This window comes from Glycomyces paridis (assembly GCF_004912155.1).
GTDB classification, from domain to species: domain Bacteria; phylum Actinomycetota; class Actinomycetes; order Mycobacteriales; family Micromonosporaceae; genus Glycomyces; species Glycomyces paridis.
Window position 1 is genome coordinate 1 of the sequence record NZ_STGX01000024.1, and the last position, 24,281, is coordinate 24,281.

Here is a 24,281-nt window from a genome sequence, read left to right on the forward strand (position 1 = left end):
ACCATCCAAACACCCTGTTGAGTTCTCAAACAACACGCCATAACCAAGTTCGATCCACTTAAGGGATTCGGCCTCAGCCGGAGCAACCTCGCAACTCTAACAGTCTCAGATCGCTGTGCAAACTCTAGGTCGATTAACCTGTGTCACACTCGATCGAGCCTCTTGTGAGTCTCAGAGACGCCCGCGATTCAGCTTCCGGACCGCGCCTGACTCAATGAGTCTGTCGCTGGTCTCCGGCGGCTTCCGGACCAGGCCTTTTCGGCTGTTCCGTTCCCCCGCGGGCAAAGACAACATTACACGCCTTCTGAGGGCATAGAACAGGGGGGTCCCCTTTCCGCTCGCGACCGAATTGAGCTGCGGTGATACCGCTGCGGCGCAATCCGATCCGCGGTTCGGGGCGCCGGCCTTCCTCCGGTGGAGGCGAGGTTCCGTCGTCGCGGGGTCCTGATCCGAACGTACGGGAGGGGTACGACATCCGAGGGGCTCGACGGTGAACGCTCGGTACTTATAGGAGAGGTCCGGATGCCGGTGCCGGCCGGCGGTGCCGAAGGCGGGTACGGAAAAGGGCCGGGCCCGTCTTTCGACGGGCCCGGCCCCCTGGTTCCGGTGAGCGTTGCCGCTCGGGTCTTACGCCGCGACCTCGGTGGGGGTCGGGACGATGTTGACCAGCTTGCGTCCGCGCTTCTGCGAGAACAGCACTTCACCCTCGGCGAGGGCGAAGAGCGTGTCGTCGCCGCCGCGGCCGACGAGGTCGCCCGGGTGGTACTTGGTGCCGCGCTGACGGATGAGGATCTCGCCCGCGCTCACGTGCTGACCGCCGAAGCGCTTGACGCCAAGTCGCTTCGAGTTGGAGTCACGCCCGTTGCGGGAGCTGGATGCGCCCTTCTTGTGTGCCATTGTCCAACCCCTTACTTGGTGATGCCGGTGACCTTGACGAGGGTCAACGGCTGGCGGTGACCCTGTCGCTTGTGGTAGCCGGTCTTGTTCTTGTACTTGTGGATCTTGATCTTCGGGCCCTTGGTGTGCTCGAGAAGTTCACCGCTCACCGTGACGCCGGAGGCGTCGGTGACCACAGTGCCTTCGTCGACGAGCAACACCGCAGGCAGCGTAAGCGTGTCGCCGGGCGCGCCCTGAAGCTTCTCGACTTCGAGGACGTCTCCTTCGGCGACCTTGTACTGCTTTCCGCCAGTCTTGACGATTGCGTACATGTCGACGCGGTCTCCTTGGGTCCTCCCCGGTGCGGGGAAATGAGTTCCCCGCAGGGGAACGGTGTCTGTCAAATTTCGCGGTGCTAGCGCACCATGCCGGTCGCCGGTTCGCAAGCTTCACCGTGACCGCCAACCCCCGGCTCCGTTGAACGTCGCCGCGGCTGGGCCGCCGATCGAGCTCCGCGTTCATCCCCGCTGACGGGGTCAAAAGCTGAGGGCTCTATAGGCCGCTCACTAGGGTACGTCATGTACCCGCTGGTTCAGGCATCGGGCCGGGTCGGGGGCCGCGGACGTCACAGTCCGCGGCGCCCGTCCGGCTCAGTCCGTCGCCGTCCCGGTTCCGGCTTCCTCGCCGTTCCCGGAGTCCGATCCCGCCTCGTGGGCCTGCGCCGCAGCGGGGGTCTCGGCCTCGCGCGGCTCGTGCGCGGCCTCTTCGGCGTGGGCGTCGTCGTCCCCGTCGTGGACGTGGTCGAGCGAGGCGGCGATCTTCGCCGTCTCGGCCGCCGCCGACTTCACGGGGGCCTCGGCCTTGTCCTGCTTCTTCTGCTGGCCCTGCTGCTGCTGGGCCTGCTGGCCGGACTTGGCCTTGTCCTTCTTCTTCTTGCCGGCACCCTGGTTCTGCTGGCCCTGGTTGGCGTTGGCGTTGCCGCCTCCGCCGCCGTTGCCCTTCTTGCGGCCGTTCCCGAGGATCTCGTCGGTGTGGATGACCACGCCGCGGCCCTTGCAGTGGTCGCAGGGCTCGGAGAACGCCTCGATGAGGCCCTGGCCGACGCGCTTGCGCGTCATCTGGACCAGGCCCAACGAGGTGACCTCGGTGACCTGGTGCTTGGTCCGGTCCCGGCCCAGGCATTCGGTCAGGCGGCGCAGCACCAGGTCGCGGTTCGATTCGAGCACCATGTCGATGAAGTCGATGACGATGATGCCGCCGATGTCGCGCAGGCGCAGCTGGCGCACGATCTCCTCGGCCGCCTCCAGGTTGTTCCTGGTGACGGTCTCCTCGAGGTTGCCGCCCTCGCCGGTGAAGCGGCCGGTGTTGACGTCGATCACGGTCATCGCCTCGGTGCGGTCGATGACGAGCGAGCCGCCCGAGGGCAGGTAGACCTTGCGGTCCAGCGCCTTCAGCAGCTGCTCGTCGACGCGCATCTCGGCGAAGACGTCCTTCGTGCCGGTGTGGTGCTTGAGCCGCGGCAGCAGCTCGGGCGACACCGACTCCAGGTACCTGTGGATCTCGTCGTAGGCCTCGTCGCCCTCCACCAGGAGCTCCTTGAAGTCCTCGTTGAAGACGTCGCGGACGACCCGGATGAGCACGTCCGGCTCGGAGTGGAGCACCGCCGGGGCGCTGCTCTTCTTCGACTTGGCCTGGATCTCCTCCCACTCGATCTGGAGGCGGGAGATGTCGCGGGCGAGCTCCTCGGGGCCGGCGCCCTCGGCCGCGGTGCGGACGATCACGCCCGCGCTCTCGGGCACGAGCTTCTTGAGCGCCGCGCGCAGGCGGGTGCGCTCGCGGTCGGGGAGCTTGCGGGAGATCCCCGAGGCGTTGCCGCCGGGGACGTAGACCAGGTGGCGGCCCGAGAGGGCGACGTGGCTGGTCAGGCGGGCGCCCTTGTGGCCGACCGGGTCCTTGGTGACCTGGACGAGCACGGGGTCGCCGGGGCGCAGGGCCTGCTCGATCGAGCGGGCCTTCCCGGCCAGGCCGGTCGCGTCCCAGTTCACCTCGCCGGCGTAGAGCACGGCGTTGCGGCCGCGGCCGATGTCGACGAAGGCGGCCTCCATGCTCGGGAGCACGTTCTGGACCTTGCCGAGGTAGACGTTGCCGACCAGGCCCTGGGCACCGGACTTCGAGACGTAGTGCTCGGCGAGGATGCCGTCCTCCAGGACGGCGGCCTGGGCCTTGCCGCCGCGGACGCGGACGACCATCTGGCGCTCGACGGCTTCGCGGCGGGCGAGGAACTCGGCCTCGCTGACGACCTGGACGCGGCCCCGGCCCGACTTGCGGCCGTCGCGGCGGCGCTGCCGCTTCGCTTCGAGCCGCGTGGAGCCGGAGACACCGCGGACCTCCTCGTTGGAGGACGTGCGGCGCTGCGGCGTGCGGACCTTGACGACGACCTCGGCGTCGTCCTCGGACTCCTCCGGACGCGACCGGTCTGAGTCCTCGGAGCCCGCGCGGCGGCGGCGACGGCGGCGACGGCGGGTCACCTCGGGACCGTCGGTCCCGGCTTCCTCGTCGTCTTCGTCGGACTCGCGGTCCTCGTCGTCGTTCTCGTCGCCCTCGTCGTCGGCGGCGCCGTCGACGCCCTTGCCGCGGCCGCGGCCGCGGCGGCCCCGGCGGCCCCGCCTGCGGCGGCCGGCCTCGGAGTCGTCATCGTCGTCGAACTCGTCGTCGTCGAAGTCCTCGGCGACGGGCTCTTCGGCCTTCGGCTCGGGCCGCTCCGCCTTGGACTCGGCGGCACGGTTCTCGGAGCGGCTGCGGGTGCGCTTGCGCGCCTGCGGCTGCTCCTGCTGGGGTTGGGCCTTCCTGGCCTGCGCCTTCTTGGCCTGGCCGCGGCGCGGCTCGGGCTCGTCCTCGCGGGTGTCGCGCTGCTCGCGCTTCACCGGCTCGGCCTTGGGCTCGGCGGCCTTGGGCTGCGCCTTCGGCGGTGGGGCGAACATCGGCGCGGCCTGCGTCGCGGCGGCGCGTGAGCGCTCAGCGCGGGGCGGCTCGGCCGCCGGCTCGTCGTTCTTGGGTTTCTGGGGAGCCATGAAGGTGACCGCAACCACGGGCACCTGTTCGCGCGGCTCGTTCTCGCGCATACGAATTTATCTCCATTCCAGCCGCCGCCCGGGCGCGTGACGCGGTGTGCGTCCGCTGCCGCACGGGCGCGGCATCTGAGTGCGGTCCTCCCGACCTGACGAGGCCGGCATCCGGCTCGCTTCGCCTTGGAGGCTGGCGAGCCTTGCTCCGGCGCTGAGTTCATGCCGTTCGGGCCGCACTGAAAGCCTCAACTCGCACTGGGGAAACACCTCTGCCCCCAGCCGAGTCGTCAAGTCCGTCGCCGTCGTGAGGGGCGCGGACAGGACATCTTCGGGTCGCACCTCGTACAACCGCGGCGCGACAAGGTCGAGTATCGCACACTCTGCGTCATTCGCCGAGCGGGACGGAAAGCCGGTGCCGTGCCTCTCAGTGCCGGGTCGTCGGGATCGCGTGCGGCGACCTGCGAGGACGCCTTCGGCGCAGGCTCGGGACAGGTGTACGAGAAACAGCACGAACGGGTGAGAAAACACGACTCCTCGTGGTTGGCACGGTCGGAGCGTGGTCCGTGTCGCAGGCACTCGATAGGCTGTGAACCGGCGTGTCGGCAGCGACCACTGAAGCAAGGACGAACACCATCGCACTCCAGGTGATCGACTCGGACGAGTCCCAGGAGCCCCGGGCGGACGGGAAGCCCTCCACCTACCAGGGGCGCCATCGCGGTGCGGACCGGCTGCGGCAGCTCGCGAGCGCCGGATGGGCCCTCGCGGTGGTCGCGGTCCTCCTCGCCGGCGGCGGGACGGCGCTGTTCTGGGCCTCCGGGATGGACGAGGAGCGCCCGTCGGTGGACGGCGGGAAGATCGCGGACCTGTGCGAACTGGTCGTGGACGCCGAGCTCCTGGCGCCGTGGGCCGACTCCGAGCAGGCGCGCAACCCCGCCGACCGGTCCGAGGAGAAGGTGCGCACGTTCGACTGCACCTACTCGGCCGAGTACGCCGGGGACGAGGCGTACCGGCTGGTCACAGTGTTCGCCACGGTGCAGGTCTACGAGGACCCCTCGAAGGCGCGGGCCGCGTACGCGGGCGTGCTGGAGTTCGAGGCCTCGGAAGGGCACGAGACCTCCTCGGCCAAAGGCGTCGGGGAGCAGGCGGCGGTCGCGACCATCGCCGAGGGCGAGGAGACCGAGGTGCGCCTGCACGCCCAGGAGGCGAACGCCACCATCAGCCTCAACGTCTTCTTCACCGGCACGGCCCCGAAAGACGGAGATGTGGGGCGATTGACGGAGGATCTGGGCGCGGGCCTCGTCGACGCGCTCCCCCGGGCGGGGAAATAGGCGGCCCCCTTTAAGCTGGCCGTGACTACCGCGGCGTCAAGTCGACACGCCGGGAATCATTCGCGGAGGATCATTGTGAGCGGCAATTCACCCTTTGGCCCGGCATATGGCGAGCAGCCCGAGGACGGGTCGCGATCCGGTCAAGGCCAGTGGCGGCCGCGAGCAGGTCGACCGCAGGGCGGGCCGCCCGAGGACCGCCAGGGCCCGGGGCCCTCGTACTCGGCCGGGCAGAGCCCGCAGGACCAGGGCGGCTACGACCGGGGACAGACCGGCCGCCATCAGATGCCGCAGGCCGGACGGCCCTCGCCCGAAACGCGCGGCGGTGTACCCCGCGCGGGCGGACCCTCCGCTGGCGGACCCGGCGCGGGTCGGGGACAGCAGCCCGGCCAGTACCAGTCCCCGCAGCAGCAGTACTCGCCGCAGACCGGCGCCGAGCCGCCGCGTTCGGCGCAGACCGGGCCGCTCCCGGGCTCCTCGCCGCGCGGCGACCAGCGGGGTTCGGGCACGCCCGCCTCGCCTCAGCGCGCCCCCGAGGGCGCCCCGTCCAGGGGCTCCCACCAGCCGTTCGAGGAGGCCGCGTTCGCCGACGACCGGTCGCAGGGCGACTGGGGCGGCGGCGCCGAGACCACGACGATCGGGCGCCTCGGCTACATGCCGAAGGAGCCGCGCCGCCGCTCCGACTTCCAGAAGGTCCGCAGCCGGGCCCGCAAGTCCAGCCCGATCCCGAAGATCCTCATCGGGATCCTCGTGCTGGCGCTCGTCGGCGGCGGCGCCTGGTGGTGGATGAACCGCCCCGCCGAGGAGGACGCCGGCCAGGCCGCCGCCGAGGGGCTGACGTACGCCGGGAGCGAGGCCCCGTGCTCGCTGATCGACAGGACGACGCTCGAAGCGGTCGTCGACGGCGCCGAACCCGTTGAAGCACCCGCGGGCGAGGAGAAGAGCCGCGGCTGGGTGCAGTCGTGCTCCCTCACGTACGGCGAGCCCGAGAAGGCCGCGGCGCTCTTGGAGATCGAGGGCACCGTCTTCGACACCGAGGCCAAGGCGAGCGTCAACTTCGAACTCGGCACCCGTGAGATCGGCGAGCTGGGCGAAGCCTGGACCGCGGTCGACCCCGCCCCCGAGGTCGGGGACGAGAACGCGGCGGTGGCCCGGGTGGTCGCCGACGGCACCTCGAACTACCACCTCCACGTCCACGACGACAACGTCTACATGGTGGTGCGGCTGTCGGTCGCGAAGGACGCCGAGCTGGACGAGCAGGGCCTGACGGACCTCGCGGCCGGGCTGGCCGCGACGTACCTGGAGAACTGGCGCGCCGAGAGCTGACGTGAGACATGCGGAAAGGGGCGGGGCCGTTCGGCCCCGCCCCTTTCACGTGCAGTCGGTCAGTAGGTGCGCATCGGGGCGCCGAACATCTGCGACTCGATCGAGGTCGGGGAGCACCACAGGTAGCGCTCCTTCTGGCCCTTGCGAAGCATGGCGATCATGTCGTCGTGCAGCATCTGGAGCCATTGCAGGACCTCCTGGTTGACCCGGATGGCCGAACGCGCCACCTGGGCCTCCTCGGCGGTGAGCCGCTGAAGCACCGTCATGTGCGCCTCGCCGGTGAGCGAGTCGGCGAAGTTCGTCAGGCGCGGGAGGACCGTCAGCTGCGTGCGCCAGGGGCCGAGGACCGGCTTGGTCTGGGAGCCGCGCTCGCCCACGTCGTAGACGTACAGGGCCGGGGAGTGCTGGCTGGCCTCGACGGTGACCGGCTGGTCGCCGTGGAGGACGGCGAGCCGGTCGCCGCGGCCGGTGGCGGTCTCGCCGAGGCCGTTCCACTCCTGCGGGCGGGTCGTGCACACCGCGACGCGGGTGCCGATCGCCAGGGCGCGGAAGACCAGGAGCCGCGCCAGGTAGACGCCGCCGATCAGGTTGATGCGGGTCTCTTCGGGCCTGAAGAACGGCGCGACCACGGGCAGCTGCTCGGCGTCGCGGCCGATGACGAGGCCCGAGGGCGGGCTGGCGGAGGTCATGAGCTCCAGGGCGCGGGCCGTGGGGATCTGCGGGTTCGACCTGACCGACTCGATGGCCTTGCCCGCGTCCGAGGCGGTCTCGACCGCGCGGTCGGTGACCGGGAGGCCGTAGACGGTGCCCTCGGTGGGGCCCGCCGAGACCGAGCCGACGCCGAACAGGCCCGCCGAGGTCGGCAGGGAGCTGATCGGGCCGCCGGTGATCGGGGCCGCGCCGGAGTACGGCATCCCCGAGTAGGGCTGGGCCGACGCGGGCTGCGCCGAGTACGGCTGCCCCGAGACCGGACTGCCCGACATGGGCTGCCCGGAGATCGGACTGGCCGATACGGGCTGGACCGAGACCGGTGAGATCGACGGCGCGGACACCGGCGCCGCGGAGACCGGGGCGATCGGCGGCTGCGACGGGGCCACGGGCTGCGGCGGGCGGCGCGGCTGGCCGTACTGGTTCGGGGGCGCCGACGGCATCCCGGGCGGCGGACCCGCCGGCGGCTGCGGCGGGCGCTGCTGCTGCGAGACCGGCTGCGGCGCGGGCGGTTGCGGCGCCTGCGGCTGCCCGGCGGGCGGCGTCTGCCGCATCTCGGGCGGACGCGGCGTCTGCTGCGGCGACTGCGCCTGGCCCCCGTAAGGCGGGCGCGGCGGCTGGGCGCCGGTCCTCGCGCCCGCGGGCGGCTGCGCGCCGGTGCGCGCGCTCGGAGGCGCAGGCGGCGCGGCGGGGGGCTGGCCCTGGCGCGCGGAGGCGGGGTTCTCGGGCGGACGCCCGTAGACGGTGGGGTTCTGCTGCCCGGTCGGAACCTGCTGACCGGTGGGTGCCTGCTGTCCGCCCTGGCCGTAGACGGCGCCCTGCGGAGGCGAAGACGGTGCGGGCGGGCGGGCCGAACCGGTCTGGCCGCCCTGGCGTGCGACCTTGACGGTGCCCGAGTCCTCGTCGTCCACATTGCGGCGCTGGTCGGCGCCCTGCGGCTGCTCTTCCTCGTCGTCGGAGTGGCGGCCGGAGCGGTAGGAGCCGCCCTGATAGGTGCCGCCCTGGTAGGTCCCGCCGCCGTAGACGTTGCCGTTGCCGCGGTCGCTCATCGGGGTCCTCCTCCGGTCGGGGCGGATGCGTAGGCGGCGGGCCCGTGCTCGCCGTCGAGGCGCTGCAGGCGCACGCCGAGCTGGTCGGCGACGTTGAGCAGCTGGTTCTGCGCCGACTCCCAGGAGGCCTGGTCGAGCGCGAGGCGGACGATGCCCTCGACGCCGAGCTGGCGCCCGGTGACGCGGCCGTCGGGGTTGACCTTGCCGTTCGTGCCGGCGGTGACCACGGTCGAGACCGTCACGAACGCGGCCGGGATGCCCGAGAGCGCGTCCACGGTGCGGTGCAGAGCGACCGCGTCCGTGGGCCACCGGGTGATGCGGTAGGCGACGTGGCGCAGGCCGTCGGCGTACCAGTGGCTCCACTCCTCGGCCGTGCGCTCGCCCGGGACCGGCGCGAACGCCACGCCGAGCGACTGCTGCACGGCCTCGCGCACGCCCTCGGCGTCGAGGATCCGGTTGGGGACGCCGACATTGCCGAGCAGCTTGCTGACGCGCTGCGAGGTCGAGGCCAGCGCCTTGTAGACGCCGTCGACCTCGCCGCCGCGTTCGGCGGTGGCCTCGCGGGCGTCGCGGGCGCCGAGGCGCACGGCGAGCCAGGCCTTGTGGTGGACCACGGCGGGGTAGTCGCCGAGCAGTTCGCGGTAGGAGCGCGAGGCGGGGCTGTTGTCGTAGGCGCTCAAGCCGACCGGGGTGGTGTGGCCGATGAGCTGGACGGCGGTGACGGGCACGGAGGTCTCGTCGAAGAGCCGTTCGAGGCGTTCGAGCGGGACGGCCTTGGTGCCCTCGTCGGTGGTGCCGATCTCGATGACCGAGAACCAGCCGCCGTTGTCGTGGCCGATGCCGACGTTCTCGTCGCGGTCCTCGATGCCGGTGATGCCCAGGTCGGGTGCGATGCGGTGCAGGACCTCGGTGAGCTGCTCGGGGTCGAGGGCGCGGATGCGGCGCTTCATGCGGGATTTGAGCGGCCAGGTCTGGTACCACCAGTAGTCGCCCTTGCGCCAGAAGACGACGATGAGGACGACGAGCGCGACGCCGCCTCCGGCGGCCGCGGGGATCATCCCGAAGGCGAGGCACGTCAAAGCGGCGGCCAGCGCGAGTTCGACGGTGATGAGCTGCGCGACCGTGAGCGGGCCGAGCCGGCCGGAGGATCTGGTCGTGAACACGACCGACTCGCCGGGTGTCGGGCCGCCGCTCTGCTGGGCTTGCACGGACGCGGTGCCGCGAGCTTGCTGCTGCGCCTGAAGCATCGTCATTGGCGACGTCTCCATCGTGAAGGTGAGTGGTCGTACCCATCGTATGCGGACGAGTCCACCTCTTGGTCCCCCGCCCTTGCCGTGTCGCCGGGCCGAATGCGGGCGGACCTGCCCGCTGGCGCTGCGGGGCTAGACTGTGCGGGTGCGAATCCTCCCGCGTATTCCCCTCTATTCCGTCGCCGTCGCAATGGCGACGGCGGGAACGGTCCTGCTGGCGACGACTCCGGCCCATGCGGAGTTCACCACGGATCAAATGGCCGGCGACGATATCAAGACCTGTGAGACCGCTTCCGGCGAGAAGGACCCCTTGACCTCCAAGGACTGGGCCGGCGACTTCATCGGCCTCGAAGAGGCGCACCAGGTCAATCGGGGCACCTTCAAGGACTCGGGCGATCCGGTGATCATCGCGATCATCGACTCGGGAGTCGAGGCCACGCGCACCGACGTCTTCGGCGACCGGATCTTGGAAGGCTGGGACGTCTACGACCCCACGAAGAACGGGGGATGCGACGGGTACTTCCATGGAACGGGTGTCGCCGCGATCGCCGCGGGAACCTCGCAGGGCGAGCAGTTCGTCGGTGTCGCGCCCGAAGCCGAGATCATTCCGATGCGCGCCTTCGTGAGCGATGAAGGCGCGGACTTCGGCAAGTCGAACATGGTGGCCAGCCTCATCGACGACGCGGTCGCGAACGGCGCGAGCGTCATCAACATCTCGATCGCGCTTCCCGACACCGATCCGCTGGAGGCGGCCGTCAAGCGCGCGATCGAGGCCAACGTCGTGATCGTGGCGGCCACCGGGAACGGCACCCTCAACATGGACCTGACCGACCTCCCTGCCGACAAGGCGACGTACTACCCGGCGAACTACCCCGAGGTGATCGCGGTCGGGGCGCACAACCAGGCCGGGAACTGGTACCCCAAGACCAACTACGGCGAGCACCTCGATCTGGTCGCCCCGGGAGACGGCGTGGTGATCCCGTATCCGGGCGGCGGCTGGGTCTCACAGCAGTCCGGGACGAGCTTCGCCTCTCCCTACGTCGCCGGTGCGGCCGCGCTTCTGAAGGCGCAGTACGGGAAGGACATCACGCCGAGCTGGGTCGAGCACCGGTTGAAGGAGACCGCGATCCACCCGCCGGGTGCGCCGAGCATCTACCTCGGGCAGGGCGTGCTCAACGTCGCGGGGGCCCTGACGACGCCGCTCGGCGACGAGGACCCGTTCGCGTTGTGGGCGGCGCCGGACGAGGACGAGTCGGGCGGTTCGGAGGAGGTTCCGCAGAGCGAGCCGTCTTCGATCGCGGCGATCAACGTCGACTACGACCCGCTCGCGTTCGAGAAGACGATCGCCTGGGCGAGCGTCGGCGGTTCGCTGCTGCTGGTCACCCTGGTGCTGGTCCTTCGCAAGATCGTTCCCAAGGGCCGCAAGCGGGGCTGGCGTCCCGGCACGCGCAAGCCCGACAATCTGCCGGTGAAGCTCGCGAGCGACTGAGGCGCGGCTGAGACCGCGAAGGGGCGGGGCCTGCAGGCCCCGCCCCTTCTCCGTGTCCGGGTTCCCGGCGGGCTCGGTGCGCTGGGCCCCATGACCGCCCGGGGGTACGCGAAAACCCGGGAGGTCCTTGGACCTGCCCGGGTTTTCGAGTGTCTCTGAGCTGCGAGGCCGTTAGGCGAAGCGCGCGGTGTTCGCGGCTTCCGCTTCCTGGTAGCGCTCTTTCGCGTTGTTGACGGCGCGGCCGACGGCTTCGAGAATGTCGTTGATCTTCTCGTAAGCGGCATCCCACTGGGCCTTGGCCTCTTCGTAGGCTGCCTTGTCGCCGCCTTCCCAGTCCATACCGTCGAGCTGGGTACGGAGGTCAGCGAGCGTGCTGGTCATCTCGCCGGACTGCGACGCGATCTCAGCGGTGGCGGCGTCGAGCTCCTCGTAGCTCATTGCAATGCGACCGGACATGGTTCACCTCTTTCCTTGAGTCGGGGGTTGTGGGCTAGAGCTCGCCGTCGAAGGCGCCGAACTCGGAGTTCGACTCCGCGTCCTGCTCGGCCTGGAGCGCTGCGGAGGAGTCGAGGCTGTCGGCGATGTCCTGGAGGGCATCGAGGAGCTTCGCGGCCTCGGCGTCCCACGCCATCATGACGTTGGCGAACGCGGTCGCGCCCTGGCCGGACCAGGAAGCGGCGAGCTCGTCGCAAAGGGCCTTCAGTCGGTCGAGGTTGCCGTCGACCGAGAGCTTGGCGTTGACCGTGTCAGTCGCGGCTTGAGCGACTGTCTCTGTGTCCATTGCGACACCGGCCATGTTCACCTCCAAGTGATAAACCGGGGCTGCGGCGCGGGGCCGTCAGGGGTATCCCAGTGAGTTTTTGATCGATTCCGCAGTCACCATAACCCGTCCGTGCAAACTCACCGGGTTGGCGGTGCGTCTCTGAGTTTACTGGGCGTCACAAGCCGCGTGTATCCCCACTTTGTGCCAGCTCTGCTGGGCTCCCTCCCCCGATCGGGCGACCGGGCGACAATGGCGATCACCCGTGCGACGGAACGGGTCCGGCCGGCGGCTGCCGGTCGCGCCGGGTCGAGCGGCCTGCGAGGGCCCGGTGGTCCCGGCTCGCTATGCTGGATGCAGCACATATCGAGCGGCCGTGCCCGTCGCGCATCGCCGAGCGGCCCAGGTCGATACCCCCAGACAAACCTGAACTTTCACCGAGGTGATGACGTTGCTTCCCGAGGACATGGCCAGTGCGAGCTACAGCAAGCAGACCAAGCTCTACACGGTGACGGACTCCACCGGCCAGACGTTCCAGATGACCGAGGAGTCGTTCGACGAGTTCATCTCGAAGATGGACACGACCATCAGCGACCTCGGCCTCTTCCGCGACAAGCTGATGCAGGGCACCGTGGTCAGCGTTCGCGAGAACTGGAACAACGACTACCTCAGCATGGCCGCCTTCCAGGACGTGGACGCGGTCAACCTGCAACTGGGCACCTTCGACGACGCCGTCGAGCTCCAGGAGGCGTACCGGACGGTCTACTACCCCACCCGGGCCGAGCAGCTCGACCGGGTCTACCACGGGCTCGACACCGGGCGCGTGGTCAGCCAGGACATCAAGACAAGCTACCTGGAGAACGACGGGAACGTCTCGGACGACCTCGGCACGGTCCAGAACGAGTTCAACAACAACGGCGGCATCACCCAGACCGACGTCGAGGACGTGCGCTCGGAGAACGACGGCAACGCCGGCACCGACGGCGAGGCGACCGAAGAGGGCGAAGAAGAGCCCCCGATGCTCTAGCCCTGTTCCGTCGCTGAAGACCTGACCCCCAAGGAAGGAGCCGAAGATGGTCGCCAAAGGCAAAGGCGAAGACTTTTACAAGAGCTCGTACACCCATGAGCAGCTGTGGGACATGCTCCACGCCGGCAACGACTGGGCCGTCGAGCGCGCGGGTTCCATCTGGACTTCTGCCGCCAGCGGCATGAAGGCCGCCCGCGAAGAGCTGGACACCCACGTCAGCACCCTGCGCACGCAGTGGACCGGCGCCGCCTCGGAGGAATTCGAGAGTCGGATGAACGTCATCAAGCAGTACAGCGTCGAGTCCGAGAACGGCATGAAGTCGGTCGGGGAGCTCAAGATCCCCAACCTCGCCAACTCGTTGCGGACCGCTCAGACCAATTCCGAGTCGCTGAACCCGGCGTATCTGGAGACGGACTACGACGACTGGGTCGAGAGCAAGAAGAACGTCCCCTCCTCCGACCCCGAGGCGGTCTCGAAGAAGCCGCAGTGGGAGCAGGAGTGGCTGAACGAGCTGGACTCGAAGCACCAGGAGCTCGCGAAGATCGTCGCGGACCTGGGGGACGTGTACGCGCAGGCGAAGGAGACCGACTTCGGTGAGCCCCCGCCCCCGCCCCCGAGCGACCTGCCCGGCAACAGCTCGTATCAGCCTCCGACCGGCGGCGTGTTCGCCGACGGGACGCTGACGACCCCCGGGTACGTCGGCGGGAACGGCCCGGGCGCGCCCGGTTCCGTCGCGGGCGACACCAACGGCGACGGTCTGGTGAACTCCGACGACCTGGACCCGGTCGACAACTCCTGGAACCCCGGCTCGTACGGCGACATCGACTCCGACATCGGCGGTCTGGCCAGCGCCACCGGCTACACGCCCACCGGCGGCGGACCCGGGATGGGCTCTCCCAGCTTCGGCGGGAGCAGCAGCCTCACCGGCGCGAGCACGGGCCTCTTCGGCCCCGCCGCAGGCAGCGCAGCGGGATCGGCCCCCGGTCGCGGCGGCTCGACCACGAGCCCGGCCCGTGCGGGTGCGACGAACACCAAGCCCGGCGGTACGAACGGCGCCCGCTCCGGCAGCTCCGGTTCCAGCGGTCGCGGCGGCAACCAGGGCCGAGGGCTCTCCTCGTCCAGCCGCAGCGCGATCAGGGGCGGCAGCGGCAACAACCCGCGAGGCGGCACCCGGTCCGGATACGCCGACGATGACGACGACGACACCTACACGCGCGAGACGTGGCTCCGCGAGGACGACGTCGAGTGGGGTCGCAACAACGTGGCGCAGGAAGAACTCGACGACGAGGACTGACGGCGACCAGACGTAGTTCGAGGGGCGGATGGCCTGGCCATCCGCCCCTCGTTCCGTTCTCGGATTCAGGTTCGAAGCGAAGGGCCCCATGCGCTAACGCTTGGGGCCCTTTGGTTCACCGGCGGTTCGGATCGCCGGGACGCCAGGGCGGACTCTGCTGCTCCCCCGCCGGCGGCTGGTTGTAGCCCTGCTGGCCGCGGGGCGGGCTGCTGTAGCCCTGCTGTCCCGGCGGCGGAGCGCCGTAGCCCGGCTGGGGGCCGCCTTGCGGAGGTCCGTACTGCTGCTGGGGAGTCGGCGGCGGCTGGTAGCCGGTGGGGGCGCCGGAGTCGAACGCTCCGGGTTGCGCTGCGGCCGCTGACTTCCGGCCGCGCCCGCGCAGCACCAGCCATACGGCGATCGCGGCCCCGACGAGCACGACGGCGGCGGCGATCACGATCACGGTCGAGAGGTTGGACTCCTTGCTGCCTTCGGCGCCGACCGCCGAGGGTCCTGCCGACGAGGTACCGGGGCCGGTCTCCTCCTCCGCAGAGTCGGTCGCTTCGTCGTCGGGCGTCGCGCCGCTCGCCCCGGCCTCGCCCATCGGGTATCCGAGGGGGTTCTCCTCGACGGTCTCGACGCCTTCGGCATTGACGGCCTGGTCGGCGTTGACGAGCCCGTAACCGGAGTCGTCGTTCCGGCTGCCGTCGCCGTCGCCGGAGGTCTGGATCAGGCGCTGGATGACGTTGCTCGCATCGAGATCGGGGTGAGCCGACCAGGTCAGTGCGGCCACGCCGCCGACGAGTCCGGCCCCCATCGAGGTACCGCCGGTGACGTCGACGTACAGCTCGGAGTTGCCGGAGGCGCTGTCCTGCGGCACCGGGGCGACCATCGCGTCGGCCGGTGCGGCCACCTCGACCTCCGGGCCGACCGTGGTGTTGTCGAACCAGACCTCACCGCTGCTGTCGGTCCCGGTGACGGTAAGCACCCCTGGGACGAAGCCCGGGTACATGACATCGCGGGACGGGTCGTTGCCGGAGGAGGCGACGATGATCGCGCCCTTGTCGATGACGTACTGAAGGGTTTCGAGATGCTCTCCGGTGAAGCTGTCGCGTTCACCGACGATCGACCAGGGCACGACCAGTACGTCCGCGCCGTTGTCGACCGCCCAGCGGAAGGCGTCGAACTCGGCGTCCCCTAGCGCCCCACCGAATCCTGCGTCGCCGCTGTCGAGCCGGACCGGGAGGATCGTGGCCTCGGGCGCCGTCATGAGCACGCCGGCGGCGACGGCGGAGCCGTGCCCGTCCAGGTCGTTCCAGGCGTCCTCTTCATCCGAGAACACGGTGTAGCCAGGCAGGATGTCCCTGCCCTCGAAGAACGGGTGCTTGTTGATGCCGGTGTCCATCACCGCGACGGTGACGCCGTCGCCCTTGGTGGTCTCCCATGCCGCCGGAACCTCGATCAGGTCGGTGGCCCAGGCGTTGTCCTGCGCCAGCGTGTCGTCCTGGGCGAGCGCGATGCCGGGCGTCGTGGTGACGGCGGCCGCGGCGGCGACCGCGATGAGTCCGGCGCTGATCGCGGTGCGCGCTCCGTGCCTCGACTCGGCTTGCGCGGGTTGTGGATTCGGAGGGCTCGGCGTGAGAGGTGTTGCCATGGGGTGGACCCCTTCCGTATGCCTGTCATTACAGCGCTGTCCGCTCTGCCCCACAAGATACCGGACCCTCTCCGAACCCGCATGTCCCGCAGGCCGCCCCGACCAGGGCGGATGCTGACAGCATCGCACTCGCTCAGCAAACTGACAGCTTGGACGCATCGATCCGCCGAGGCTCAAAGGCTGCCCATGATCATGGTGATCGTCAGAACCCGATTCGAGCGAGAAGTCTTCCATGCAATGGTTCAGGCGAGTTTGTAACGATACGGTTGCGGAATTGCACGAGATCGATTCGGGACCACCGGTAGCGGAGTGGTCTCGCTACGATCAGTTTCACCTCGATCGACGGCGCCCGAGGCCTTCCGCAGATCCGCCCCTTCTGGCAGAAGGGTTCGCCACCCAGTCTTCCCGCGAACCCTCGCTGCGAGGCGAAGCAGAGACTCGCCCAGGAGCGGACCGCTCACGATGAGCACCGTGAACCAATCGTTCCCCCAACATGAAGGACCCCATTCATGTCTGACCTCGTCTCCGACCCCGACTCGATTCGATTCGCCGGCGGCACGCTGTGCGGCATCTCCGAAGACCTTGAGAGCGCGTGCGCCGGCGTCAAGACGACACCTTCGCCGGCATCCGTGGGCACCAGCTCGGAGGCCGCCTTCGTCACTGCTTGGTCCGACCTGAAATCGGTCCTAGAACAGCTCGCCTACGCGCTGGTCGAGAATCTCGACGAGCTCGGAACCAGGATCAAGGAGCAGGCGGACAAGTACGAGACGGCCGACGAAGAGACTATGCAGGAGCTCAACCAGTTCGACGCCGAGGCGTACGCGGCCAACGAGGCGAGTCGGCCACTGGTGCAACCGCCGTCGCCCGACGGAGGGATCGATATGGGCACCGATCCCGACGGCAACCGCATCACGGTGTACTAGGAGGGCATGGCATGAGCAACATCGGCGTGCAAGAACCCAATTTCGAGGATCTGCCCGGCACTTATTCGCCAGACGTCTGGGACTCGGCTTGGCTCGAACTTGAGAAGGCCTACGCACATGCGCAGATCGTGTACCAGCTCAAGGACGATGAGAACACCTTCGCCGAGATCCTGAAGGGTCTCATGGGCATGACCGACGGCCATCCGATGGCGAGCTACAACGGACATGTCTTCTCGATCCCGGCGCCCACCGCGCAGGAGACGGCGGAGGGAATCGCTGGCGGCGCGGGCTCTCGTATCGCAGAGATCCGAACTGCCGTCGAGGAGATTCACGAACAGGACCGCTCCGACTTCGAGGACTGGCTGCGTCGAATGTCGAACACTCTCGGCGACCTCGAATGGAACTCCACGGAAGCCTACCTTCGAGGCGTGATCGGTACGGTCGTCACCGACCTGGGCGAGGACAACTGGGACTCGGAGCTGGCCAGAGAAGTGAGGAGCCGAGCGATCCTGAAGATCGAACGTGCTTTGACCTGGGTCTGGAACACCACATCGTTTCTCAACAACCACTTCATGCTCTACGACGGCATCCTCCTGACCACGCGTCAGGACATCTATTCCCAGGTGCTGGAGGCGGTCAAGGGCCTCAAGCAGATCGCAGACGATGTCGAGAGGTCCATGGCGTTCAGCATCACCCAGGTCTCTGACTTCGCCAAAGAGCTGAAAGCCGCAACCGCTATCAAAACCGATCCGATCGGAAGCGTCGAAGCTGTGACAAACCTGGTGGACATGACCAAGACCACCAACGAGGAGAACGGAATCGCGCAGCCTGAGTCGGTGCTGGAAGCTTTGAGCACCCAGACGGGCAAGAGTTTCGATGGGTTCAACCAGGCGCTTGACAATGCAGAGTCCCAAATCAGCGAGCTAATTCAGGAAATCGCGACAACCCCCCTCGCAGACCTGACCCTGCCGGAAGTGGAATCGCTCTTCTGATGAACAGCTTCCTTGACCGAATGAAGGGCAGGATCGGCCTCAGCCTAACCCTCGCCCTCGCCCTCGCGGTGATAGTCGGATCAACGATCACCATCGCAGCACTCGATTCCGACGACGCGAAACCGCCGCCACTCCTTGCGATACTAGATCAATGCGAGCAGATCGACATTACGTCGTACAACTCGATCATGGCCGAAGACTTCGTATACAGGCCCTTCGTGGATTTCAAGCTGGCGGACCTAGGCGTCGCCAACGAGGACTTCTCCACCTGTGGTACTGAACCGGACCTCGACGACCTCTGCGTTGAAGAGAGCGAGGAATGCAGTGCGCTGCTGGCGGTCGTGATCGAGCACAGCCTCTGGATCTCAATCGACTTCGACTGTGTCGGATTTTGCTTCCTCACCGAGGAGGAGCTCGCCGAGGTCCCGGAGAAGACGCAGCTTGAGGGATGGGACTGGGCGATCCTGAACTATACGACCAAGACTGTCGAAGGAGAGGATCGGATGCAGGGTGGGACCTACCGCGGCAAGATGATCTCGATCTTCCAGTACGAGAACCTCCAGATCACCATCGACCTCCGCATCGGCTTCGGCATGGAGGACTCGACCACTGACGAGGAGTGGAACAGGTTCAGCACCGCGTTCGAGCAGTTCGAGGCGGTCAATCTCGAAGTCGCCGAAGATATCAGGGACAGCGCGATCGCGCGCCGCAACGGGTAGCAGGAGTCGGTGCGATTAGGAGATCAGGGCGAGGGGGTAATGGTCCAGGGGGTCGAGTAGTGCGGTTGTCGCCTGTTGGGTGCGGTCGGGGGCTTCGGTGGTGGGGATGGCGTTGGGGTGGAAGTAGAGCTGTTACAAGCGAAAAAGGGGACCGAAGGGCTCCAGCCGGGGTCGGTTTCGATGGTGGCGGTGGGCCAGGCGTGTTCGACGGCGGACCTGCGGTCGGGGTCGCAGAGGTCGAGCGCGATGGTGCGGCTGAGGTCCATGAGGTGGGCCTCGCGGCGCTCCTGCGCAAGGCTCTAGACGATGGACCCTGCTCCACCGAGGGCAGGCAGCAGCGCGAGCACCAGTATGAACGCTCCGGTGCGGCGGCGCATGGTCAGCGGGGGCGGTGCCAAAGCCGGGGTGGTTCGCAGCGAGACCGCGGGTGAACTCTGAGGAAGTCGTCGGCTACGAGTACCTGCCGCGGCACAGGTAGGGGGCGTTTCCCCTCGCGCTGCAAGATGATCCGAGCCTGGGGCGCTTCGAGGGTGCCGGCTCCGAGGCCATTCGGGGGTCCTCCCGGGGTGCGATCGCGCGCGATCGGCGCGTTGGGTTGCGCACCAGGCTAAAGCGCCACTGCCACGAACCGAATGGCAGTGTCCTGATTGGAGTTGGTGACACGCCGTGGTCGAGGGTTGACAAAGGTCGGGTAAGGGCCTCAACATGATGAACGCGGGCCCACCTCCTCGGAGATGGACCCGCGGTTCAAGTACACATGCCGCCCGGTGGTCTGAAGTTTGGTCACCGAAGCCCACCGGGCGGCCCTTGCACCAAGGGAGTTTCCTCCTGTGGCAGTTACGACCATACCTGCCTTCGGGCTGTCTGGGAACAGGCATTCCGGGGGTTCACTCGGGCGCTGGCCTGCTGATTCGCCGTGCCCGAAGATCGTGTTCGACATCGATTCGATGGAGTTCGGCGCCGGTCCTAGCCGCCTCCGCGACCCGCTCGATCCCGGGCCGTTCGGCTCCTTCGGCTGGTATCGGGACCGGCGGACCGGGAGGCACCGGAGCGGGGAGCTGCCCGATCCACCCCAGGGCGAGGGCGCTCCGCACTCCGGGTTCACTCGTGAAGGGGCCGAACACAGAAGGCCCACACCCGGGTCCGGTCGCGGCGGCGACGGCCCGCCGCCGCGCACCCGGTACCGGGACGACGACGGCTGGAGCGGCGATGACGCTCAGCGGTACGACTTCGGGAGGCTGCGCGAAGACGCCTGGAACTCGTTCATCGCCGACTCCGCAGCGCTGCACCTCGCCCACCACGTCAAGACCGTCGGGTTCGCCGAACGGATCGCGCTGGCGATCCGGGTCCTGCTCTCGTTCGTGCTGGAGCTGGTAGGCGCGCCGAGTCGGCCGACGCCGAAGCGTCCGGCGCCCGGCGGGTCGCAGCAGCGCGGGTCGAAACCTGAAGTGGTGGAACCGGTCGGGTCGAAGCTCCCGAAACCGGGGCCGCTGAGCGGGGTGCCCTCGCAAGGAGGACACCGCACCGCACCGATGAGTGCGTTCGTCCTGGAATGGGAGCGGCACTTCGACGCCGCCTACGGCCTCCGGGAGGTGGCCCTATGAGCTTCGATTCCTTCGTGGCGACCGTGCTCGTGGACGGTCGGCGCCTGCATTTCGCCGCGATCGTTCCGCAAGCGCGGCTTCGTGTCACGCTCGCCGATCCGTGGGAGGAGTCCGAGGTGCTCGGCTCGGTGATCCGCCTCGACACGGGCGAACCGGGCCTGCGGGTCGCCGCACCGCTCCAGGTCGAATGGGCGAACCTGCACGCCGATCGCATCATCACCGAGGCGACTCGCGTCTGGGCGTCGGTCACCAGGCATTGCTCAGGCTAGCGGCCCGCCGCCGGGCAGGGGTCCTGCCCGGCGGTCAGGAGTGGTGGGGGTGTGTGGGCTCGGTGCACCAGGCGGCGCTGGCGTTGTGGGTCAGCAGGATCCAGCAGGTGAGTGCTCCGGCGGCGAGGAGGGCTCCGGTTGCCGCGCCTTGGGTGTTCGAGCCGGTCCATTGCCAGACGAGGAGGCCGAGGGCGGCACCGGCGGGGGTGGCGAGGAGGGCAGAGGCGGCGGTCAGGCGGCGGGCGGTGTTGTTGCGGTGGGCGATGAGCAGGCAGAGGAGTGCTTGGAGGAGCGCCCAGGGGAGGAGGGTCCAGAGGATCTGCCGGGCGGTGTCGAGATCGGGTCGGGCGAGGCCGGTCAGGACTGCGGGGTCGGCGAGGAGCAGCGGGGCGCCGATGAGGGTGGCGGTGATGCCGATCCACAGGGCGGCCAGGGCGAGAGCGAGGGGGAAGGGGATCTGGGTGCGCAGTTCGTCGCCTTCGCCTTGGTAGTGGCCCAGGGGCTTCGCGAGCCAGTCGCGGCCCTCCTTGCGGAAGGGCTGGACCGCGCCGGCGACGAGGAACGCGAACATGGCGACCAGGCTGAGGAACGAGTCGAACGCCTCGTATTCGTTGACGCCGATCGCTCCGGTGGAGGTGAGGAAGACGAATGCGGCGAGCGGCGCGAGGGAGAGGAGGAAGGCGAGGGCGCGGCCGCCGTTGCGGCGCTTGAAGAGCTGGATCATGCCGACAAGGGCGAAGAGGGAGAGGGCGGGCAGCGCGAAGACGGCGGCCGTGCGGGCCGGGGAGGGGCTCATCGTGTTCGCGACGGCGATCGCCGTCAGCGGGCCCGCGGCGGCCAGGAAGCCCAGGAGCGCCGTCATGAACAGGACCGGGCGGGGGTAGTTGGCGGTCCAGGAGTGGTCGCCGCCCGGGTGGTCGAAGTGCGGTCGCGGCTTCGGCCGGTGCGCTTCGTTCACAGGATCGTCCACTGCTGCTTGGCGTCGGAGGCGTTGCAGTTCTGGAGGGCGAGGGCGTCGCCTTCGTCGGCGTCGGAGGACTTGAGGACGGCGAGGCAGAGGCTGTCGCTGGCTTCGGTGCGCATCTGGAAGGCGTTCCCGGCGGGCACGAGGACCCAGGTCTGGGCGTCGAGGCCGTCGCAGCCGTCCATGCCGAGGAGCATGCCGTCCTCGGTGCCGCCCTCGTCGACGGTGAGGCAGGGCGTCCAGTCGCTGCGCCGCATCTCGATCTCGTAGGCGCCGCCGGACTCGACCCAATTGAGGTCGGGTTCGGTGTCGGAGCAGTCGCCGAGGACCATGACGCTGCGGTCCTCGTTGCCCGGTTCGGGGCCCCAGGTCATGCACAGGCCGCTGGCGGCCTGGCGGGCGCGGTGGACACCGCTGCCGGGCAGGTTCGGGCCCTCGTCGTCGGGGTCGGTGTCGCCGGTGCTGCCCGAGTCCTCTGATCCGGCGGAGTCGCCCGAGCCTTCGGTCCGGGTCGCGTCGCCGCCGGGCTGGGGTTCGGGAGCTGCGCTGGTGGTGGACTCGATGGTGGGGGACGTGGTGGCGGGGCCGGTGGTGTCCGGTTCGGTGGTCTGCTCGACGGCGGTGGTCGGGTTCTGGCCAGCGGCCTCGGCGTCGGGGAGGTACTGCCAGGGCCGGGTGATGACCGTGCCGGCGACCGCGACGGGTACGACGAGGACGATCGGGAGGAGCCAGGGGCGGCGGCGCTTCGCGCGTTCGGTCGCGGCAGCCTCGGGTTCGGGCTGGGCAGGTTCGGGCTGCACGCGTTCGGGCGGCGGTGTGAGCGCCGTGTCGAGGTCGGCGCCGGGTTCGCCGAGGGCCGCGAGGCAGGCGGCGGCGAGGTCGGCGGCGGAGTCGAAGCGCTCGGCGGGAGCTTTGCGCAGGCAGCGCATGACGATCGCGGCGGTCTCGGGGTCGACGGCGTCGGGGAGGGCGGGCGGGTCCTCCCAGAGGACGTCGTGCATCTTGACGGCGGCTTCGGCGCCGTCGAAGGGCGGGGCGCCGGTGAGGCATTCGTAGGCGACGGCGCCGAGGGCGTACACGTCGGCCCTGCCGGTGACGTCGGCGCCGCGGCGCAGCTGCTCGGGCGCGATGTAGTCGAGGGTGCCGAAGACCGCGCTGGAGGGGGTGAGGCGCGAACCGGATTCGAGCAGGGAGATGCCGAAGTCGACGACGCGCACGTGGCCGTCGTCGTCGATGAGGAGGTTCGCGGGCTTGACGTCGCGGTGGACGACGCCGAGGCGGTGGGCCTTGTCGAGCGCGGCGGCGGCCTCGGCGAGGACCTTGAGGGTCTCGCGGGCGCTGAGGGTGCCGCACCGGTCCAGGCGGCGGCCGAGGGAGCCGTTGGCGATGAGCTCCATGGCGATGAAGAGGACGGTCTCGCCGTCGACCTCCGTCTCGCCGAAGTCGTGGATCTCGACGTAGCCGGTGCCGGTGAGCTTCGCGAGGGTGGTGGCCTCGCGGGTGAAGCGGTCGACGGGCCGGTGCTCGTCCTCGAGGTCGGTGCGCAGGACCTTGACGGCGACGGGGCGTTCGAGCCGCAGGTCCCAGCCGCGCCAGACGGCTCCCATGCCGCCGGTCGCGAGGCGCTCGTCGAGTCGGAAGCGGCCGCCGACGACCGTGCCCGCGTTCACGCCGGGTCCTTCCGCGAGTCGGTCGGGGGTGCCGCGGGGCGGCGGGGGTGATCGGACACGGCTGACACTCCGATGATGTCGTTGGCTCCAGTGACACGAGGGGATCGGTCGGAGGAGCCGGAATGTCCCGATGATAGGGGGCCGCCGCCAGGCCCGGCGGTCAGCCGAGGTCGGGGCAGCGGAGGCCCTCGACGGTGTCGGTCTCGGGGTCGCCTTGGGCCGGAAGGCATTCGGGGGTGTGGTCGGTCCGCTCGACGCAAGGGCTTTCGAGGTGGAGGAGGGGGACCTCGCCGCCGGTGTAGCGGAGGGTGAGGGTGAAGACCTCGTCGTCGGCGCTGTAGAGGCGCTCGGCGGTGATGCGGCGGGTGCCTTCGAGGGTCTCGCCGTCGTAGGTGAGGCGGTGGTCGCCTTCGGCCCACAGGGCCGCGATGGCGGCCTCGTCGGCGCCGGCCTCGGCGGCGTGAAGGCCGTATTCGAGGGCGTAGCGGTAGGTCGACAGGCCCGCGGGGTTCGCGTAGTCGCAGGAGGTGACCTCGACGGCGCGGGAGACGAAACCGGTGAACGCCGGGAGTCCGGCGACGGTGTCGGCGACGGCGTCCTCCAGGCGGGCCCAGGTGCCGGGCTCGGCGAACCGGCCGAGCTGGTCCTGGGGCGCGGCGGCGGCCTCGGCCCATTCGCGCGCCTCGGTCCCGGTGCCGACGGCGAGGGCGAGCGCGAGGCACCACACGGCGGTCTCGACGCCCGCGATGCGGCTGCGGGGGCGCACGGGCCCGTCGCCGAGCCAGGCGCGGGTGTGGGCGTGGGCGCTGACGGCGACGCCCGCGAACAGGATCGGGACGACGACGAGGAGGAAGCGGATGCCGACGGCGGCGGCGCCGTCGCTCATGGCCTCGCGCACGGGCATCGCCGAGGGCGTCAGCAGCAGGACGAGCTGGACGGCGGCGAGGGTCCCGGCGGCGGCGAGGTAGAGGCGGGCGCGGCGTCCGCCGCGGCCGAGCCAGATCGCGGCGAGGAGGTTGACCGGGACGGCGGGGGCGAGGATGAGCAGGTAGGACAGGCCGCGTTCGAACAGGCCGTTGTCGACGCCGGGCCAGGCGTAGGCCTGGACGCCGTGCCAGGTCCACAGCCAGATCCAGACGAGCGCGGCGGTCTCGGCGAGCAGGAGTGCCTGGAGGGCGAGGACGGTCGCGGGGAGTCGGCGGCGGGGGAGGTCGGTGGGCGCCTCGATGGGTGAGGTCTCGACGCCGGGGTGCGTGAGCATTGGTTTCATATGGGCCCTTGTCGTGGGTGCGGCGAAGGGGGTGGTTGCCTTGCTGCACCTGATACGCCGCGGGGCCGCCG

At 69.5% G+C, this 24,281-nt stretch carries 21 protein-coding genes; 10 read left to right on the forward strand and 11 right to left on the reverse strand.

The window, feature by feature from the left end; translation table 11 throughout:
- Window positions 1–627: 627 nt before the first annotated feature.
- The 3 genes from rpmA to E9998_RS23700 form a co-directional block, all read right to left on the reverse strand.
- Window positions 628–897: a 50S ribosomal protein L27 gene (gene rpmA, locus E9998_RS23690; protein WP_136532221.1), complete on the reverse strand. Its 270-nt coding sequence runs from the start codon at window positions 895–897 to the stop codon at window positions 628–630.
- Window positions 898–908: 11 nt separating this feature from the next.
- Entirely contained in the window at window positions 909–1,208 is a 300-nt protein-coding gene (gene rplU / locus E9998_RS23695) for a 50S ribosomal protein L21 (protein WP_030144752.1), read from the reverse strand.
- A gap of 318 nt (window positions 1,209–1,526) precedes the next feature.
- Window positions 1,527–3,998, reverse strand: a complete 2,472-nt coding sequence (locus tag E9998_RS23700; protein ID WP_136532222.1) for an Rne/Rng family ribonuclease — start codon at window positions 3,996–3,998, stop codon at window positions 1,527–1,529.
- A 539-nt stretch (window positions 3,999–4,537) separates the two neighbouring features.
- Here E9998_RS23700 and E9998_RS23705 point away from each other — a divergent pair.
- Together E9998_RS23705 and E9998_RS23710 are read left to right on the forward strand one after the other, a co-directional pair.
- Window positions 4,538–5,269, forward strand: coding sequence for a hypothetical protein (locus E9998_RS23705; RefSeq protein WP_136532223.1), 732 nt, complete (start codon window positions 4,538–4,540; stop codon window positions 5,267–5,269).
- 282 nt (window positions 5,270–5,551) lie between these two features.
- Window positions 5,552–6,592: a flagellar basal body-associated FliL family protein gene (locus E9998_RS23710; RefSeq protein WP_136532224.1), complete on the forward strand. Its 1,041-nt coding sequence runs from the start codon at window positions 5,552–5,554 to the stop codon at window positions 6,590–6,592.
- A gap of 59 nt (window positions 6,593–6,651) precedes the next feature.
- Here the strand turns inward: E9998_RS23710 and E9998_RS23715 are convergent, their stop codons facing one another.
- Window positions 6,652–8,349, reverse strand: coding sequence for a hypothetical protein (locus E9998_RS23715; RefSeq protein ID WP_136532225.1), 1,698 nt, complete (start codon window positions 8,347–8,349; stop codon window positions 6,652–6,654).
- Window positions 8,346–9,602: a type VII secretion protein EccE gene (eccE, locus tag E9998_RS23720; RefSeq protein WP_158299967.1), complete on the reverse strand. Its 1,257-nt coding sequence runs from the start codon at window positions 9,600–9,602 to the stop codon at window positions 8,346–8,348. The genes E9998_RS23715 and eccE overlap by 4 nt, the downstream gene beginning before the upstream one ends.
- Window positions 9,603–9,855: 253 nt before the next feature.
- Between eccE and E9998_RS23725 the strand changes: the two genes are divergently transcribed.
- A complete protein-coding gene (locus E9998_RS23725) occupies window positions 9,856–11,088 on the forward strand; it encodes a S8 family peptidase (protein WP_158299968.1) in 1,233 nt (410 codons plus the stop codon).
- 171 nt (window positions 11,089–11,259) lie between these two features.
- On the opposite strand, the gene E9998_RS23730 is transcribed toward E9998_RS23725, so the two are convergent.
- Together E9998_RS23730 and E9998_RS23735 are read right to left on the reverse strand one after the other, a co-directional pair.
- A complete protein-coding gene (locus tag E9998_RS23730; protein ID WP_204745626.1) occupies window positions 11,260–11,526 on the reverse strand; it encodes a WXG100 family type VII secretion target in 267 nt (88 codons plus the stop codon).
- Window positions 11,527–11,578: 52 nt separating this feature from the next.
- On the reverse strand, window positions 11,579–11,869 hold the full coding sequence (locus E9998_RS23735; RefSeq protein ID WP_158299969.1) for a WXG100 family type VII secretion target: 291 nt from the start codon (window positions 11,867–11,869) through the stop codon (window positions 11,579–11,581).
- A 424-nt stretch (window positions 11,870–12,293) separates the two neighbouring features.
- Here E9998_RS23735 and E9998_RS23740 point away from each other — a divergent pair, with 424 nt between their 5' ends.
- A complete protein-coding gene (locus tag E9998_RS23740) occupies window positions 12,294–12,875 on the forward strand; it encodes a hypothetical protein (RefSeq protein WP_136532230.1) in 582 nt (193 codons plus the stop codon).
- A 46-nt stretch (window positions 12,876–12,921) separates the two neighbouring features.
- Window positions 12,922–14,169, forward strand: coding sequence for a WXG100 family type VII secretion target (locus E9998_RS23745; protein WP_136532231.1), 1,248 nt, complete (start codon window positions 12,922–12,924; stop codon window positions 14,167–14,169).
- 115 nt (window positions 14,170–14,284) lie between these two features.
- Here the strand turns inward: E9998_RS23745 and E9998_RS23750 are convergent, their stop codons facing one another.
- Window positions 14,285–15,799, reverse strand: coding sequence for a S8 family serine peptidase (locus E9998_RS23750; protein WP_158299970.1), 1,515 nt, complete (start codon window positions 15,797–15,799; stop codon window positions 14,285–14,287).
- Window positions 15,800–16,308: 509 nt separating this feature from the next.
- On the opposite strand from E9998_RS23750, the gene E9998_RS23755 reads away from it, so the two are divergent.
- From E9998_RS23755 to E9998_RS23775, 5 genes are all read left to right on the forward strand, one after another.
- Entirely contained in the window at window positions 16,309–16,722 is a 414-nt protein-coding gene (locus E9998_RS23755; RefSeq protein ID WP_136532233.1) for a WXG100 family type VII secretion target, read from the forward strand.
- A gap of 11 nt (window positions 16,723–16,733) precedes the next feature.
- Window positions 16,734–17,714, forward strand: coding sequence for a hypothetical protein (locus E9998_RS23760; protein WP_136532234.1), 981 nt, complete (start codon window positions 16,734–16,736; stop codon window positions 17,712–17,714).
- Between the two features lie 20 nt (window positions 17,715–17,734).
- Window positions 17,735–18,433: a hypothetical protein gene (locus E9998_RS23765; protein WP_136532235.1), complete on the forward strand. Its 699-nt coding sequence runs from the start codon at window positions 17,735–17,737 to the stop codon at window positions 18,431–18,433.
- Between the two features lie 929 nt (window positions 18,434–19,362).
- A complete protein-coding gene (locus tag E9998_RS23770) occupies window positions 19,363–20,037 on the forward strand; it encodes a hypothetical protein (RefSeq protein ID WP_136532236.1) in 675 nt (224 codons plus the stop codon).
- Window positions 20,034–20,306: a hypothetical protein gene (locus E9998_RS23775; protein ID WP_136532237.1), complete on the forward strand. Its 273-nt coding sequence runs from the start codon at window positions 20,034–20,036 to the stop codon at window positions 20,304–20,306. Before E9998_RS23770 ends, E9998_RS23775 begins: the two co-directional genes overlap by 4 nt.
- Before the next feature lie 34 nt (window positions 20,307–20,340).
- On the opposite strand, the gene E9998_RS23780 is transcribed toward E9998_RS23775, so the two are convergent.
- The 3 genes from E9998_RS23780 to E9998_RS23790 all read right to left on the reverse strand — a co-directional run bounded on the left by E9998_RS23780 (window position 20,341) and on the right by E9998_RS23790 (window position 24,210).
- Window positions 20,341–21,276 (reverse strand): hypothetical protein, encoded by a 936-nt coding sequence (locus E9998_RS23780; protein WP_136532238.1) that lies wholly within the window; start codon window positions 21,274–21,276, stop codon window positions 20,341–20,343.
- Window positions 21,261–22,940 carry a serine/threonine protein kinase gene (locus tag E9998_RS23785; RefSeq protein ID WP_136532239.1) on the reverse strand — a complete coding sequence of 560 codons (1,680 nt, stop codon included), beginning with the start codon at window positions 22,938–22,940 and terminating at the stop codon, window positions 21,261–21,263. Before E9998_RS23785 ends, E9998_RS23780 begins: the two co-directional genes overlap by 16 nt.
- 160 nt (window positions 22,941–23,100) lie before the next feature.
- A complete protein-coding gene (locus E9998_RS23790; RefSeq protein WP_136532240.1) occupies window positions 23,101–24,210 on the reverse strand; it encodes a hypothetical protein in 1,110 nt (369 codons plus the stop codon).
- Between the last annotated feature and the right edge of the window lie 71 nt (window positions 24,211–24,281).